This window comes from Cytophaga hutchinsonii ATCC 33406 (assembly GCF_000014145.1).
Taxonomy (GTDB): domain Bacteria; phylum Bacteroidota; class Bacteroidia; order Cytophagales; family Cytophagaceae; genus Cytophaga; species Cytophaga hutchinsonii.
This window is the reverse complement of sequence record NC_008255.1, coordinates 4,126,795-4,143,581: the sequence shown is the minus strand read 5'-3', so window position 1 is coordinate 4,143,581 and position 16,787 is coordinate 4,126,795. Positions and strand designations below refer to the sequence as shown.

Below are 16,787 nucleotides of genomic sequence, written 5' to 3'. Positions count from 1 at the left end.
GGTCTGTGGCACACAGACCGGCTACCGAATAAAATAATGTTCTGTGTGCCACAGACCATGGATAGAAAACAGTAAAACTATGAAATCGCAAGAAGTATATATAGTAGCAGCTTATAGAAGTGCCGTAGGTAAAGCACCTCGCGGACTGTTCCGTTTTTATCGTGCAGATGATCTGGGTGCAGATGTTGTTAAGCATCTTGTAGCTTCGGTTCCTGCATTGGATAAAGACCGCATTGATGATGTGATCGTTGGTAATGCTACTCCCGAAGCGGAACAAGGATTGAACATTGGTAGAATGATCTCCTTAATGGGATTGAATACGGTAAAAGTTCCGGGCATGACGGTGAACCGTTATTGCTCATCCGGGTTGGAAACCATCGCGATTGCGGATGCAAAAATTCGTGCGGGCTACGCCGATTGTATCATTGCAGGCGGTGTGGAAACCATGAGTCCGATCCCATTCGGCGGCTGGAAAACGGTTCCGAATTATGAACTGACTAAATCACATGCTGATTACTATTGGGGTATGGGCTTAACCGCTGAAGCTGTAGCTGCACAATACAATGTATCCAGAGAAGATCAGGATTTGTTTTCGTACAACTCGCATCAGAAAGCTGTAGCGGCTATTAAAAACGGCCACTTGCAGGATGGTATTGTTCCGATCACGATCAAAGAAACGTATCTGGATGAAAAAGAAAAAAAGAAAATAAAAGAATATCAAGTATTGGTGGATGAAGGTCCGCGTGCAGATACAAGCATCGCTGCCTTAGCGAAACTTCGTCCGGTATTTGCGAACGGCGGTTCGGTAACAGCCGGTAACTCTTCGCAAACATCCGATGGTGCAGCGTTTGTATTGTTGATGTCTGAGAAAATGGTAAAAGAGTTAAATCTGAAACCAATCGCCCGTTTGGTATCCTACGCTGTTGCTGGTGTCGAACCACGCATCATGGGTATTGGTCCGGTGGAAGCCATTCCGAAGGCATTAAAGCTTGCAGACTTAAAACAGGACGATATCAATCTGATCGAATTGAACGAAGCATTTGCAGCGCAATCATTGGCTGTGATTCGCACGCTGGGGCTAGACGAATCCAAGATCAACGTAAACGGTGGTGCTATTGCATTGGGTCATCCGCTGGGTTGCACCGGCGCGAAGTTGTCTGTACAGATCTTCAATGAGCTGAAACGTACCAACCAGAAATACGGCATGGTTACCATGTGTGTAGGGTCGGGCCAGGGTGCAGCAGGTATCTTTGAGATGCTTTAGAACGTATAGAGTACTAAGTACAGTCCGCCGCGGCGAAACGGAGTACAAAAAAGAAATTTGCAAAGCTTAGCACTTAATTCTGAAGTTCGGATTAGTGTAATAAAAGAAATCAGATTAAAATTATCAATTACTTAGTACTCTGTACTCCGTACTTATCAAAACAAGAATATTATTAACATTAAAAAACACAGTATCCATATGTCCACTTCATCAACATCAACAGACAAGCGCTTTAAAGGAGGCGAGTACATCATTCGCGAACAGGAAGCATCCAGTATCTTCATCCCGGAACAGTTTGACGAAGAACAGAAAATGATGGCTGATATGGCCAGAGATTTTTTAGCTACTGAAGTACACCCGATTCTTGATCGTATTGATGCGCAGGAACCAGGCTTGATGGAAAAATTGCTTGAAAAAGCAGGCGAACTCGGTTTGCTTGCTACGTCTATTCCCGAACAATACGAAGGTTTCGGAAAGGACTTTAACACATCTTTGTTACTAACAGAGATTGTTGGTGCAGGTCACTCGTTTGCTGTTGCACTTGCAGCGCATACAGGTATCGGTACCTTACCGATTCTATATTTTGGTACAGAAGAACAAAAGAAAAAATATTTACCGAAGCTTGCCAGTGGTGAGTGGAAAGCAAGTTATTGCCTGACAGAGCCAGGTTCAGGTTCGGATGCGTTGGCTGCTAAAACAAAAGCAGTACTTTCTGCAGATGGCAGCCATTATATTTTGAACGGACAAAAAATGTGGATCACAAACGCTGGTTTTGCAGACACGTTTATTGTCTTTGCTCAGATTGATGGCGATAAGTTCACAGGTTTTATCGTTGAGAAAGGTGAAGGCGTTACACTTGGTAACGAAGAGCACAAAATGGGTATCAAAGGTTCTTCTACCCGTCAGGTTTTCTTTAACGACTGCAAAGTACCGAAAGAAAATGTGTTAGGAGAAATTGGTAAAGGACACTTGATTGCATTCAACATTTTAAATATCGGACGTATTAAATTGGCCGCTGCCGCCTTAGGTGGTTCAACACGTGTAAGCACACTTTCAATCCAATACGCAAAAGAACGTATTCAATTCAAACAACCGATCGCAAACTTCGGTGCCATTCAATATAAATTAGCAGAACAGGCAATTAAGATCTATACCGTTCAGTCTGCCATGTACCGTGCCGGACAAGGCATTCAGGATGCAGAAGAAGAATTGGTGAAACAAGGTAAGACTTACGAAGAAGCCTTATTAGCTGCTGCGCAGGAATATGCCATCGAATGTGCCATGTTAAAAGTTGCAGGTTCTGAAACATTGGATTATGTAAGTGATGAAGGCGTTCAGATCTTAGGTGGTTATGGTTTCTCTGCCGATTATCCGATGGACCGTTCGTACAGAGATTCCCGTATCAACCGTATTTTCGAAGGGACGAATGAGATCAACCGTATGCTTACGATGGATATGTTCCTGAAGAAAGCAATGAAAGGCGAACTGGATCTAATGGGCCCTGCCATGGCGGTGCAGAAAGAGTTGATGGCGATCCCTGATTTTGGTGCAGAAGACGAAGGTCTGTTTGCAGATGAAAAGAAAGCGATCAAAAACATGAAGAAAGCATTATTAATGCTTGCAGGTGCTGCTGCTCAAAAGTACATGGATAAGCTTGCCACAGAGCAGGAGATCTTAATGAACCTTGCCGATATTGCAATCGACATTTATGTTGCTGAATCTACCTTACTTCGTACAGAAAAATTAATTTCTATTAAAGGCGAAGATGCAGTGAAAGGTCAGATCGATATGACGAAAGTGAATATATTTGATGCTGCAGACCGCATTAACATTGCAGGTAAAAACGCGATCAACTCTATGTCAGATGGCGACATGCAACGTATGATGTTGATGGGCTTGAAGCGTTTTACAAAAGTAGCGCCGTTAAATACGAAAGATGCTAGAAGAAGAATCGCTGCTCAATTGATTGAGGCGAATCAGTATTGTTTCTAAGAGTTTGCCGTGGTTGCGTCCTGCCGCGGCGGAGACACAACCTCCTGATAACTATTTCATACAAACCCGTCAGACTGCTCGTTGTGGTCCGACGGGTTTTTGTTTTTATAAATAAAACTACGCATATTGGATCACCAGCTGATTTTTGAATGTGCAAATTCTTATTAAATAAGAAGATTACGAAATGATTGACAAAAAGATCACCGTACTTATTGGTAAAGCCATACGTGAAGGAAAATACCTGAGCATTACTTACAAAAATAAGAATGGAGAGATTACACCTTTTTGGATAAGCATATTCGACATAAATGAAAAAGATGAATTATTGGTAAACATTTTTAATGTCACAAAAGAAGTCCCCATAAGAGATGGCAAAATATATATTTCACGTATTCAGACTGCTGAAATACTGAAATTCTCACACTATGATGTTCCGGAAAAACTGAATAAAAAGTTAAATGAAGATGAACGTTTACAGGTATATGAATTTGATCGATACGACAATAATATATTGAACTACTTCCTGGAATGTTATAAAGCCAATAAAGATCCGTTTTTGTACAAAGCAATTTTAATTCAGGGGATAGACTTAACGGAATTAGCAAAGAAGAATCCATATCAGTTAACAGAGGAACAGCAAAAACAGATTATAAAAGATCTCTATCATAACGATTACAAAAAGTATTATGATTACGATCTCGCCTTAAGTGAATTTTCAATTGACGTAAGGTCGAAGGGTAAATTTGTAATTGCATACAGAAACCTCACCTTTGATCCGGTACAGAAGATATTATATTTAGGCAGTAAAGTCCACTTCAATTCAAATTTTTATATACAGGATAAAAAGCATTCTTTGTCATACTACACCGATCTGAGTGCTGAAGATTTTGAATCGATATACATCAAGGATAAATCCCAGGCTGTTGAATTATTGCGGGCCAATTTCGTAACCGGCGAATTGCCAAATACAAGGCCTGAAGTAGTGGTTTTGGGATATGCGCAGATAGATATATCCGGCATTTATGACCATATTCATCTGGAATATGAACATAAAAAAATGGAGGCTCCATTGCGGGCATTCTTTCAAAACTTATCCTTGCTCGACAGACAAAACCGAAAAGAACCTCACATTGCATTGTATGACCGCAATATTAATATTGATCAGATTCAAACCATTTACAATGCGTTAAAATACCCCGTTACGTATGTACAAGGTCCGCCCGGAACTGGCAAAACACAAACAATATTAAATATTATTGTGAATTGCATTACCAATGGAAAAACAGTATTGATTTCATCAAATAACAATGTACCCATTGATGGAATCAAAGATAAATTATACTTAGGGAAATACAGAAACAAAGAAATTCTGTTTCCTATACTCAGGCTCGGAAACAACGAATGTATAGTACAGGCACTTCGTGTAATTAAAGAACGCTATGCTTTTGAAACAAGAGATGTGCCGAAGGAAGAGCTATTGTTTAATCTTAAAGAAAAGTCGAAAGAGAAAAACAGAGAATTGCTTGAGAAAATTAAAAATTATGAAACCAGAATTGAACTGTCACAAAACTTATTTTTTGTTGACAGTCTGTTATCAAAAGATGGGAATCACTTACTTGAAAAAGAAAGGCAAACCATTGAAGGAAAACTAAAACAGATAGCAGAGACCAACAATGATGATCTCGACAATTTATATGAAGTGATAAAAGACAATCCACAGCTGTTGCAATTTTTTTACTTCGAATCATTAAAGTACGCAAAACGGCTGAAAACCAAGGATTATATTTCGTTGATAGAAATTCTGGATATTGAAGAATCTGAAAAACAGGTAAAAGAATTTAATAAGTGGCTTGCAGACGAGGACAACATGGAGAAACTTACAAAAGTGTTTCCCATAATCCTTACTACCAATATATCAAGTCGAAAGCTGGGACGTACATACAAATTTGATTTACTGGTAATGGATGAAGCCGGACAGTGCGATATATCCACCAGTCTGATTCCAATTTCAAAATGCAAAAACATGGTTTTGATTGGCGACACAAACCAGCTAAAACCAATTGTTGTTTTTGAAGAAAGCAGAAATCAATATTTGATGAACCAGTTTGGAATAGAGAAGATATACGATTACTACAATAATTCTATTCTCTCCGCATATAAAAGGATTGATAACATTTCGAGAGATATTTTACTGAGCTATCATTATCGTTGTGGAAGGAAAATTATTAATTATTCAAACATGCGGTTTTATGAGAACAGATTAAACCTTTCAAAGATTAAAACGAATGGTGCGCTGAAGCTGATAGATGTAAACAATGTAAACCAACAGGACAGAAATGCAACTATTGATGAAGCAAATGAAATAGTAAAATACATCGCCGACAATAAATTAACGGATGTTTTCATCATCACACCATTCCGTAACCAAGAGAAAGTTTTGAATCATTGTTTGGAACAGGCGAAGGCCAATGAAGAAATTGATTCTTCTGTAAGTTGCGGTACGATTCACAAAATACAAGGACAAGAGAATAAAACCATCATCATATCCACTTCTCTATCAAGAAATACAACGTCCAGCACATACGACTGGATAAAAAATAACAGCCAGTTAATTAATGTCGGTGTTACACGGGCACAGGAAAATCTGGTTGTGGTAGTCGATAAAAAAGCAATTGATATGTTGTCAAGGAAAAATGACGACTTGTATGCACTGATTGATTATGTGCAAAAAAATGGCACTACACAAATCCAGGAAAGTACAGCAAATAAGTTTACCATTGGATTTTCGAATGATTCCAAATTTGAAGATGAATTTTATAAAACAATGAGCCATTATTGCACCATTCAGCGCGCCAGTTTTGAAAGAAATGTAAAAGTTATTACTGTTTTTCCGGAAGAAATAAACAATCCTGGTGTAAATAAAAAAGAATTTGATGGAGTAATTTTTGAAGGCAGGATTCCCAAAGTGGTATTTGAAATTAATGGCGTTGAACATTATAAAAATAAAAAAAGAATTGACTCCGATACGATTAAGATGCAATTACTGATGTCTAAAAACATAGAAAGAATTGTTATACCCAATCAGTATGTTAAACATTATGAATTTATACGGGAATTAATGAATAAAATCAAAGGCGGCAGTTATCAAAAGACATTGTTTGATGGCTATGATCCACTATCTGTTGACGATTAAAACTTCTAACCCTAACCACACTCCAACTATTCATGAAAAAATACTGTAATAAGTATGCTATACAAAATAATAATTTTTTTATTGTGCATCATTTTAGTATTTTACCATAATATTAAACTTATTATTTTATTTCTATGAAAAAAATTTTACAGCTTCTTGGATTAACAATCATTTCGTCATCTGCATTTGCTCAGACTCAAGTGCCGAATGCTGATTTTGAAAACTGGACATTATATAAGCCCGCATATAATTATTATGCTGCAAACGATTGGAGTGATGGGGCCGCTTGCGTTTCAGTAAATGGCGGTACAGAATCCTGTCAATTTGTAAACAGACGCACAACCAATGCACAATCCGGTACATATGCACTGCAGCATTTTGATGTAGCATTCGCTTCGCAGGGAGGAGGGTCAAGTGTAAATGCGCTTCCTTTCTGGAACCTTGATGAAAACTTTGATGGTGTTGCTTTTACTGGTCGTCCTACATCTGTATCGTTTTACTATAAGTATGCAACAGATGACAACCAACCTATGTCTATTGAATTTATGTTATATTCCGGTAACCTTTTGGGTGACCCTACTATGATTGGTGTCGCTACGTTTGATTTTTCAACTGTACAGAGTACATATAAAAAAGTGGATCTGGATTTTACTTATACCAGCACAGATGTACCAACAAACATTTTTATCAAAAGTGATTTTTCAGGAGATGGTAATCCTAAAACAGCGCTTGATACGTTAACGTGGGACAATATTGTGTTCAATTATACAGCTACTGATGTAACCGACAAGTCAAGTCCTGATTATTTTACAGTTTCTACTTCTAATAAGGTATTGTCAACGTCAAGAGATATTCATGCCGTTACGATATTAGACTACACAGGAAGAACCGTTGCTTCTTTTGAGAATACATCCAGTAATTTTGATGTTGCTCAGTTGAAAACTGGTATCTATATCTTAACCGGAACAATTAATACCACTCCGTTTTCAAGGAAAATAATTATTGAATAAATGCTTTTGTTTGCCTGTTAACGCGCTGCGTTAACAGGCATTTTTTATTTTTTTAAATCAAATTTCCTTCAGTATTCCTACCGATTTTCTACAACTTTCTTTTGTTCATTTGTATCAAATAAAAACACAAAAGAATATGAAAACGAACAGATTTATAAAAAAAGCAACTTCAGCTATAGTAGCAGTAAGTATGCTGTTTGGTGTTTTTGCTTCACAGGCAAACAGCTTGTATACTCAGGAGCGTAAGAATAATCACACATCCGAATTTCATAAAGTGCTTGAAGAAAAAGGGTATGCACATATCTCTCAATTCAGTGTAAGTAAAAGCGATATACATCAATCAAAATACTTTGTGAATTTTATCAATGACGGAAAAATTTATGATGCTTACTTTACAAAAAAAGGCGAGCTGATTGAAATTTATGAAGTTGCTGAAATAACCAATTAAGATAAAAAAGGTGTTCACTTGAACACCTTTTTTATCTTAATTGGTTAAAGTGCCAGTAACAGAAGTACAAGTGCGCAAAGTAAAATCCCTGTTATTGCAGCACCTTTGCCTCGTAATTCCCCTCTTCTTCTTGCAATTTTAGCAAGACTTATAATGCCTAATATAATTCCTGCAAGAACAAGCGGAATAAATACAATACCAACCAAAAGCGCTATACCTATTGAGGATAGTCCAAAAATCAACGACAGTGTTGCCAGTTTATCCTTGGGAGGTTTAACGTACGCATTTATCGGAGCCGTTTTCTCCGCTATAATAATTTCTTCCCTTCCGTTTGCATACCGTATTTTTTGAACCGTTGATTTGTTTACAATAATTGTTGGGCCGTCTACATAATCACACATTTTATAGGATATCGTTGTAGGGCTTGTTTCTATTATTTTACAATATTCCAGTTTGCCGGATTTGAAAAAAATAATATCACACGGCGGTAAGATTGTATCCTCAACCGCTTGAAACTCATCCACCACTAAACCCGTTTGGCTGGCTGCACATGGAATTGAATCAGGAACATCTAAAACAAAAGGTGCTGTCTTTGTTTCTGACAGATCATCTTTATTTTCTGCTGCAGCTGTTTCAATGCCGTATACATTGAAAGCGAACGAAACAAGGATTATATATAGGTATTTCATATTTTGTTTAAATCGGCTGACTGATTTCTTACTAAAGATATTAAAAATAGACCGGTAATTTGTTGTCGAACGTAGTCATAATCTTGAATAAGGGTTTTCGTAGTCTTGAGTATTGGTCCATTTTGGATGTGCGTTCATAAAACGCATATCTGAGTGTATTTCCTTCATACGCATAACTTATAGATCTGTGTGTAACAAAATACGTGCAGAAAGAAACGCAGCATACATATATTAAAACACTCATCCGTACATAATCCTTTTGGAAAATGTTTCCTTCTATCAACGTCAGTATAACGAGTAGTATTGTGGCTGTTAAAAGGCTTAAAAACACATCGTAATTGTTCCACCACCACGTTGTTCCGAAGCCGCCGATATAGACCTCGAATGGGAAAAACAGCCGCACCCCTCCCCATGCAGCAGCAGGTGTGGGCAGATCACCTATTAAGTGAGACACATATGAGCAGAAAAATAAAAGCAGGATCCATTTTGTTTGTGGCATGCTAATATATTTTTTCCAGCTTTCTTCTTTAAAAAATAATTTCCGCAGACAAATAAAAACAGCCGCCAGCAATGCAGCTGCCAGTAAGGAATGAAAAAAACCATGGTGTGAATACCAGAATTTTCCAAAATAAATTTCCATTCCTGTATGTTTTAAATGCAGCCATTTACCGATTGTGGAATCAAATCCGGACCATAAACTTATGGCATCTATATCCGGCAATGCACCTGCAAACCCGCCCAGGAGAATCAGCGAAAGTTTGGTTTTTGTTTTCGCTTTTGTAAAAGTGCTTATTAAAGCCGCTGTAGCTGTTCCTGATAAGGTGTGAATAAGAATATCCATTGGGTATGCTTTATTGAGGGACGTAAATTATGTATATTTAAGTATTAAAATAGAATTATTATAATGGAAATTAGCGGAAAAATAATTGCCTTGCTTCCGGAACAAAGCGGACAAGGTAAAAATGGCACCTGGAAAAAACAGGAGTATATTCTTGAAACAACAGGGCAATACCCTAAAAAAGTATGTTTCTCTGTTTGGGGTGATAAAATAGATCAGTTCAATGTTAAATCGGGAGACGCTGTTGAAGTGTCTTTTGATGTTGAAAGCAGAGAATACAATCAGCGTTGGTATACAGAGTTGAGAGCATGGAAAGTTGCTAAACAAGGCAGTGCCGGAAATGACGGCCCGCCGAACTTCCCTCCTCCATCCGACGATTTTATGGAAAAAGCAGACGATGGCGATTTGCCATTCTAATACAAAACCAATTCTTTATAAAAGGTTCAGCACATATACTGCTGAACCTTTTTTGTTCGTTCATTTTTAGATTTGGTATCATTATTGAATTCCAGTATTTATATAACTACTAACCTCTCATTCTATGAAGCATCTAATTACTTCAATCGTTTTTATCTGTACAATCGGCGCAGCGTTTGCGCAGGTACCGGGTCCTGTTCAAAAGAGAATTTCCGTAACCGGTACTGCCGAAATGGAAGTCGTTCCCGACGAAATTTATTTCAGGGTGGTGATTAAAGAGTATTTAAAAGACAAAAATAAAGTTGTGATTGAAAAGCTTGAAAAAGAATTAAACCAGGCTGTAACTGCTGCCGGCATTACAAAAGAAGACTTTATGGTTGAGCAGGTGAATGGCTTAAGCTGGAGCAGAAAAAAGAAAGATGGTGCTGAATTGTACAATTCTAAAAGCTATATCATTAAAGTATCAACCCCTGGAAAGATGGACGAAATACTGGATAAAGTAAATGCAGAATCCATCTACTCGGTTGAAATCCGGAATTATTCGCATTCTAAAATTACAGAATACAAAAAACAATTAAAAATCGAAGCCATCAAAGCGGCTAAAGCAAAAGCAACATATCTGCTTGAAGCGATCGATGAGAAAATCGGTGGTGCTGTTGAAATAAGTGAATACGATAATATCTCCTATAATCAACCTGTTTATTCGAACCAGGTGAATGTTCGCAACTCCATGAGCTACCAAGAAAGCTACGCGGATTCAGATATAGGTTTTCAGAAAATCAAATTACAGTTTCAGGTGAATGCAACGTTTGCCATTCAATAATTTAACAAGGATATATATAACAAAGAAGTCCCGCCCCCGGTAGTAATCGGTGGCGGGACTTCTTTGTTTATTCAGGACATATTAATTACTGTTACGGATCTTACTATGGTGTCTGCTGTATAAAAAGTAAATAGCGATACCAATTGCCATCCATACAATCAAACGGATCCAGGTGTCTATTGGAAGCGCGTACATCAGGTACAGGCACACAACAATACCCATGATTGGCACAAACGGTACCCATGGTGTACGGAACGCTCTTGGTGCATCCGGCTGCTTTTTGCGCAGCACCAATACACCTATACATACCAGTACAAAAGCGAACAAGGTGCCAATGCTTGTCATCTCTCCTACTACTGAAACAGGCACCAGGCCTGCAAACAAACTCACCAATATGGCAAACAGAATATTTGATTTCCATGGTGTCTGGTATTTCGGATGTACTTCTGAAAAGATTGCCGGTACAAGACCATCTTTAGACATGCTAAAGAACACACGGGACTGACCCATTAATAATACCATGATCACAGATGTGTAACCTGCAAGAATTGCTATGATAATCAGTTCCTGGAAAAAGGCATATGGCGTAGCCGCGATCGCTAAGGCAACCGGTGCTGCTTCACCTTTAAAGTTCTGATAATTTTCAAGGCCAGTCATTACATAGGAAAACAATACATATAAGATCGTGCAGATAACCAGGGAGCCCAGTATGCCGATAGGCATATCGCGCTGTGGATTTTTAGCTTCCTGTGCAGCGGTGGAAACGGCATCAAAACCAATAAAAGAGAAAAATACAACTGCAGCGCCGGTCATTACGCCTGTCCAGCCAAAGTGCTCAAAAACACCTGTATTGTCCGGTACATAATCAGCATGGTTGATTGGGTCCATGTAGCTCCAGCCTAAAATAATGAATGCAATTACAACGGTTATTTTTAATGCTACAATAACATTGTTCAATTTTGCAGATTCTTTCATTCCCCGGATCAGGACTAATGACATCAGGCACGTGATAAAAATTGCGGGAATGTTAACGATGCCATGCAATTCTGTTCCGTTTACCCTATGTGTTTCAAACGGTGACATCATCCATTGATAAGGAATGTGATCTACACCAAGTTTTTCAAGCAGCTTAATTAAGTAACGTGACCAGCTTATGGCAACGGTAGCTGCGCCTACGGCATATTCAAGAACCAGATCCCAGCCTATGATCCAGGCGATAAATTCGCCAAGAGTAGCGTATGAATAGGTGTATGCGCTTCCGGCAATCGGTAACATAGAAGCAAATTCCGCATAACATAATCCGGCAAACGCACAGCCTAATCCGGCAACAACAAAGGAAATGGTTACAGCCGGACCAGCATTTTCAGCTGCGGCGATACCTGTAAGGGAAAAAATTCCGGCACCGATAATTGCACCGATTCCTAGTAATACAAGGCTTGTTGCGGTAAGGGTTTTTTTGAGCTCTCCTTTTTCTTCTTTAAGAATGGATTGAATGCTTTTCGTTTTAAAAAGGGATGAGAACATATTTCGTTTTTCGTTTTAAAAAACCTAAAGTACAAGATTTTATGCGAAACTAAAAAAGCCCACAAAAAAGCCCGCGATTTAAATCGGGGGCTTTTTTGTGGGCTTTTTTAGTTAGCTCAGCAGTTATTCTTTTTTAGCAGTGGCAATCACCGAGCGGAGTTTGTATAAATTGATCACGTCTACTGCATTGATGAGTTCTTCTACCGGAACACTCTGGTCGATGCGCAATGCAATCGTAATGTTTGTAGATGTCATGCTCTTTTGCTTTAGTATTTGTTCGTATTCGCTAAAAGAAATCTGTTTGCCGTCTATATAATATTCTCTTTTTGCATTGATCGAAACATTCAATAGTTCCTGATGCATTGTTTTTCCTGTTCTTGATTCAGGAAGCAAAATGCCTAATGCATTCTGGCTGGCTAATGTTGAAACCATCAGGAAGAATAACATCAGGAAGAATAATATATCTGCCAAAGAAGATGCCTCCATAGCGGCATGGCCTCTTTTTCTTCTTTTTATTTTCATGAACGTGAAGGCTTATAGAGTGTGTCCAGAAAGTCAACGCTGTTATCTTCAAGTTTTGCTATAACGCTGTCTATTCTGTGATTCAAATACGTATACATCATATAGGCAATTACACCAACTACGAGACCTGATGCCGATGTGATCATTTTTTCATAAATACCACCCGCAATGATCCCGATACTGATGTCGTTAGCGATTGAAATGTTATAAAATGATTTAATCATACCTACAACTGTTCCAAGGAAACCAAACATTGGCGCAATAGCGGCTATTGCGGCAAGCAAGCCAAGGTTTTTTTCCATGCGGTTCACTTCAATGTTTGAAACGCTTTCCATAATACTTTCAATATCACGTACCGGTGAACCCAAACGATTTAATGCCTTTTCAAATACTCTGGCTGTAACACCTGTAGAGCGTGCACAAATACTTTTAGCATCATCCAGTTTCCCTTCTTTGATTTTATCTTTTATCGTTTCCAGCATATGCTCATCTGTTTTACCGGCATTTTTAATGTATAAAAAACGTTCGATAAAAATAGCAAGTGCGGCTACAGACAAAATCAGGATCGGGATCATCAGGTATCCACCTTTCATCAGGATAGATAATAATGAAAGTGATTCAGCAGCAGGTGCTCCTGAAGCTACTCCTGTTGAATCTGATACTGCAACTGTTTGAATTTGTAATAAGATGGATTGTAACATAGTATCTTGTTGATTAAATCATATAAATATAACAGGTATAACTATAAAACAGTAATTTAAACCCTTTTTATATCCCGGTGGCATATATACGGTTCTTTAAAAAAGAACGTTCTGCCATATAAATCAATCGATTATATAACAGAACGTTTCTTTTGGATATTGGTTTATACAACGGAATTATTCCTTTGTAATTGTATATGCCATAACAGAATTCCCGTAAAATGTCGGTACAACCAATAAATTTTCACCGTCAATATACCAGGCATCTGCAGCATTTAGTTTCGCCGCTTTTGTATCTAATATTTTCTTAACGGCTGCTTCATTTACATAATATACTTCGCCCGGCCAGCAGGATATAATGTATTCGTTTTTTGAAATTTGCATTACACCATCTCCACCCGGTATGGTATCTGCAACACCCGTTAGTTTTTTTGTTGAATAGTCTGCATCATAAAATAATCCCGTGCCCATATCAATAATACGCAGAGAATTTTCAAGGGCAAGAATGCCATTCGGCATAATCAATAATGGATCTTTTGTCCATAATGTAACTGTGCCATCTTTATATAAATGAATTCTTTTCGCACCTGAATCTGTAAAATATACATCTCCTTTTGCATCTATTGTTACGTCGTTCAAAAACTCCGCGCTATCAATCACAATGGATTTTTCGATTGATGCTGTTGCGATATCAATAATTACCAGCTTATGGATATCCGTTACATATAGTTTGCCTTTGTAAATACCCATTCCTTTGGGTGCATCCAGACCTTTTACCCATTCTAATTCTGAAATTTTTCCATCCAGATTTAATCGGGAAATAAATCCGTTCCCGTCAGTGCTGTCTGCTTTCCCGTTGATGTTTGATACATAAATAAATTTATCTTCCGGATTATAAATAACTGATTCGGGAACTTTTAAAACCGTATCAGTCTGCCATTTTAATGTTGCTGTAACATCTACATTTTTTTTCTGTTGTTGTGTCTGCGTACAGCCGAATATCAATACTATAGACAATACACTTAGATACTTTTTCATAATAATACTTGTACTTGTTTTATTTATAATAAATAGTTGTTTTTTGTTTTTGAATGCTGATTTCAAATGCGCCTTGTTCTGTAACTGTCTTTAAATCCTGGCCTACAAATGCAAGATCTGCTTTTGTTAAAACGAAATCAACCGTTTTAGATTCGCCTGCGTGCAATGCAATTTTCTCAAACCTTCTAAGCCTTTTTACACTTGGTGTTATGGAAGCAACCAAATCTCTTGAATAGAGTTCAACCACTTCCTGCCCATCCAGTTTGCCTGTGTTTGTTACAGTGATGGAAACCGTTAAGCTGTCGTTGGCAACCAATGTGTCGGAGCTAATTTTAAGTGCACTGTAACTAAAGGTTGTATACGATAAACCATAACCGAACGCATATTGAGGATTAAATTCGTAAAAATATTGATAGGGTTCAACAATTTCTACCGCTTCATCAAGTAATTTATGATCGTATGTAAGTAACGTGCCGCTGTAGCGCGGATAGGTAAATGGTAGTTTTCCGCTTGGGTTGTAACGGCCATATAATACGTCATATATGGCCTGCGCGCCCTGTGCGCCGGGCCAGTAAGCCAGTACAACCGCATTGCAATAGGGTTCTATCTCGCGGATAATCCGCGGACGACCTTCCAGTAAAACAAGTACAATTGGTTTGCCGGTTTTTGAAAGTTCTTTTATCACTTCAACCTGAACAGAGTCAAACGCTAAGTCAGGTATGTTGCCGGGTGTTTCTGCATACGCCGCTTCACCTGCACAAACTACAAGTACATCAGCAGCACGTGCAGCTTTTATAAGCGCACCTTTATTCCATCCGTTTGATTTCGTCCATGCAGAAAGATCGAATATACTTGTTGCTGGTGTTTCTTTTTTAAATACTTCCGCAATGGTATTCAGTGTGTCCGGGTATAAGCGTTCTATGTTCCCCTGCCACGAGTACGACCAGGCTCCGTGTAGTTCTGAAAGTGTGTTTGCGAACGGGCCGGTAACTAAAATTTTCTGTTTGTCCGTTAATGGCAATATCCCGTTTTCATTTTTCAAAAGGGTTACAGATTCTCTTGCCAGCTGCAGCGCGGTGTTGCTGTATGCCTGATCTGAAAAGGCTTTCACAGCTTGCTCTTCCAGATATGGATGTTCAAATAAGCCAAGGTCTTTTTTCAATTGTAAGATTCTTCTTACCGATTCATTTATGCGCTCTTCTGAAATCCTTCCTTCTTTTACCAAAGCAATCAGATCATCTGTAAAGCTGAAGTCAAATGGCACGATACACATGTCAATCCCAGCGGTTACAGCCAGATATACGGCATCTTTATGCGTTTCTGCTACCTGATGTCTTTCTTTTAATTTTAAAATATCCAGCCAGTCTGTTATTACTACTCCTTTAAATCCAAGCTCTGTGCGCAATACATCGGTTAATAAATATTTGCTGGCGTGTACCGGTGTGCCATTAATTTCACCGGAGTTTACCATTAACGTATGTGTGCCCTCATTTACCGCTGCTTTGAATGAAGGCAGAAAATGTTCTCTCAATATAATTTCAGGAATATATGCCGGGGCGCGGTCTTTGCCATTTTGCGGAACCGAATAGCCGATAAAATGTTTCATACAGGCTGCTACATGCAAGGGACTTGAAACATCTCCGCCTTCAAAACCACGAATGGATGCAAGCCCCATTTCAGTTGCGATGTAGGTGTCTTCCCCGAATGTTTCGCCAAAGCGTGACCATAACTGATTGCGACCGACATCCAGCACTGGCGCAAAATTATAACGGATCCCTGCAGCTCTTGTCTGCACGGCTGTGATTGCGCCCGCTTCTTTTACAAGCGTGCGGTTGCGTGTTGCCGCAAGGCCAATGTTGTGCGGAAAAATAGTTGCGCCATATACATAATTTGCGCCGTGTACCGCATCAATGCAATATAAAAAGGGAATTTTATGGCGCGTTTTTTCAAGCGTTAATTTCTGTATCGGTTCAATGATCGAATGCCATTCATTTAATGTATACGCATGTGTAAGTACATTCTGAATAGAGCCGACATGATGTTTTAAAATCACATCATTTAGTTTTGCTGTATCTACAACCACTGTGCTGTCCACTTCATTGGCAATGGTTGCAAGGGTAAGGTTGGTCATTTGTCCGACCTTTTCCTCCAGCGACATTTCAGAGATTATTTTTTCAATGGCATCTGCTGCAGGTTTTTCTGTTTTTGTACACGAAATACCGCAAACAATTGTACCTATAGATAGTATCCAGAGGAGCTGTTTTTTATTCATGGGGTTGTTTAAAAATAATTACTACGTGTTGCTTCTGAATCTGCCGGCCTGCACAA

At 38.6% G+C, this 16,787-nt stretch carries 14 protein-coding genes; 7 read left to right on the top strand and 7 right to left on the bottom strand.

The annotated features are described in order from the left end of the window. Window positions 1-79: 79 nt before the first annotated feature. The 5 genes from CHU_RS17425 (at window position 80) to CHU_RS17405 (ending at window position 7,907) form a co-directional block, all read left to right on the top strand. Complete coding sequence (locus tag CHU_RS17425; protein WP_011586930.1) at window positions 80-1,264, top strand: acetyl-CoA C-acyltransferase; 1,185 nt, start codon at window positions 80-82, stop codon at window positions 1,262-1,264. A 198-nt stretch (window positions 1,265-1,462) separates the two neighbouring features. Next, window positions 1,463-3,256: an acyl-CoA dehydrogenase family protein gene (locus CHU_RS17420; RefSeq protein ID WP_011586929.1), complete on the top strand. Its 1,794-nt coding sequence runs from the start codon at window positions 1,463-1,465 to the stop codon at window positions 3,254-3,256. A gap of 184 nt (window positions 3,257-3,440) precedes the next feature. Then, a complete protein-coding gene (locus tag CHU_RS17415; protein WP_011586928.1) occupies window positions 3,441-6,449 on the top strand; it encodes a DEAD/DEAH box helicase in 3,009 nt (1,002 codons plus the stop codon). A gap of 134 nt (window positions 6,450-6,583) precedes the next feature. Next, window positions 6,584-7,459 carry a T9SS type A sorting domain-containing protein gene (locus CHU_RS17410; RefSeq protein ID WP_011586927.1) on the top strand — a complete coding sequence of 292 codons (876 nt, stop codon included), beginning with the start codon at window positions 6,584-6,586 and terminating at the stop codon, window positions 7,457-7,459. A 136-nt stretch (window positions 7,460-7,595) separates the two neighbouring features. Beyond that, entirely contained in the window at window positions 7,596-7,907 is a 312-nt protein-coding gene (locus tag CHU_RS17405) for a hypothetical protein (RefSeq protein ID WP_041932479.1), read from the top strand. A 44-nt stretch (window positions 7,908-7,951) separates the two neighbouring features. On the opposite strand, the gene CHU_RS17400 is transcribed toward CHU_RS17405, so the two are convergent. After that, window positions 7,952-8,596: a DUF4190 domain-containing protein gene (locus CHU_RS17400; protein WP_011586925.1), complete on the bottom strand. Its 645-nt coding sequence runs from the start codon at window positions 8,594-8,596 to the stop codon at window positions 7,952-7,954. A 40-nt stretch (window positions 8,597-8,636) separates the two neighbouring features. Beyond that, entirely contained in the window at window positions 8,637-9,437 is an 801-nt protein-coding gene (locus CHU_RS17395) for a metal-dependent hydrolase (protein ID WP_011586924.1), read from the bottom strand. A 63-nt stretch (window positions 9,438-9,500) separates the two neighbouring features. On the opposite strand from CHU_RS17395, the gene CHU_RS17390 reads away from it, so the two are divergent. Together CHU_RS17390 and CHU_RS17385 are read left to right on the top strand one after the other, a co-directional pair. Continuing rightward, window positions 9,501-9,851: a DUF3127 domain-containing protein gene (locus CHU_RS17390; RefSeq protein WP_011586923.1), complete on the top strand. Its 351-nt coding sequence runs from the start codon at window positions 9,501-9,503 to the stop codon at window positions 9,849-9,851. A 124-nt stretch (window positions 9,852-9,975) separates the two neighbouring features. After that, window positions 9,976-10,674, top strand: a complete 699-nt coding sequence (locus CHU_RS17385; protein ID WP_011586922.1) for an SIMPL domain-containing protein — start codon at window positions 9,976-9,978, stop codon at window positions 10,672-10,674. A gap of 81 nt (window positions 10,675-10,755) precedes the next feature. Here the strand turns inward: CHU_RS17385 and CHU_RS17380 are convergent, their stop codons facing one another. The 5 genes from CHU_RS17380 to CHU_RS17360 all read right to left on the bottom strand — a co-directional run bounded on the left by CHU_RS17380 (window position 10,756) and on the right by CHU_RS17360 (window position 16,731). Next, a complete protein-coding gene (locus tag CHU_RS17380; protein ID WP_011586921.1) occupies window positions 10,756-12,198 on the bottom strand; it encodes an amino acid permease in 1,443 nt (480 codons plus the stop codon). A 123-nt stretch (window positions 12,199-12,321) separates the two neighbouring features. Further along, complete coding sequence (locus CHU_RS17375) at window positions 12,322-12,720, bottom strand: ExbD/TolR family protein (protein WP_011586920.1); 399 nt, start codon at window positions 12,718-12,720, stop codon at window positions 12,322-12,324. Then, the gene (locus tag CHU_RS17370) at window positions 12,717-13,421 is read right to left on the bottom strand and encodes a MotA/TolQ/ExbB proton channel family protein (protein ID WP_011586919.1); all 705 of its coding nucleotides are present in this window, start codon (window positions 13,419-13,421) and stop codon (window positions 12,717-12,719) included. Before CHU_RS17370 ends, CHU_RS17375 begins: the two co-directional genes overlap by 4 nt. Before the next feature lie 177 nt (window positions 13,422-13,598). Next, window positions 13,599-14,459 (bottom strand): SMP-30/gluconolactonase/LRE family protein, encoded by an 861-nt coding sequence (locus tag CHU_RS17365; RefSeq protein WP_041932820.1) that lies wholly within the window; start codon window positions 14,457-14,459, stop codon window positions 13,599-13,601. 19 nt (window positions 14,460-14,478) lie between these two features. Further along, window positions 14,479-16,731, bottom strand: a complete 2,253-nt coding sequence (locus CHU_RS17360; RefSeq protein WP_011586917.1) for a glycoside hydrolase family 3 N-terminal domain-containing protein — start codon at window positions 16,729-16,731, stop codon at window positions 14,479-14,481. Between the last annotated feature and the right edge of the window lie 56 nt (window positions 16,732-16,787).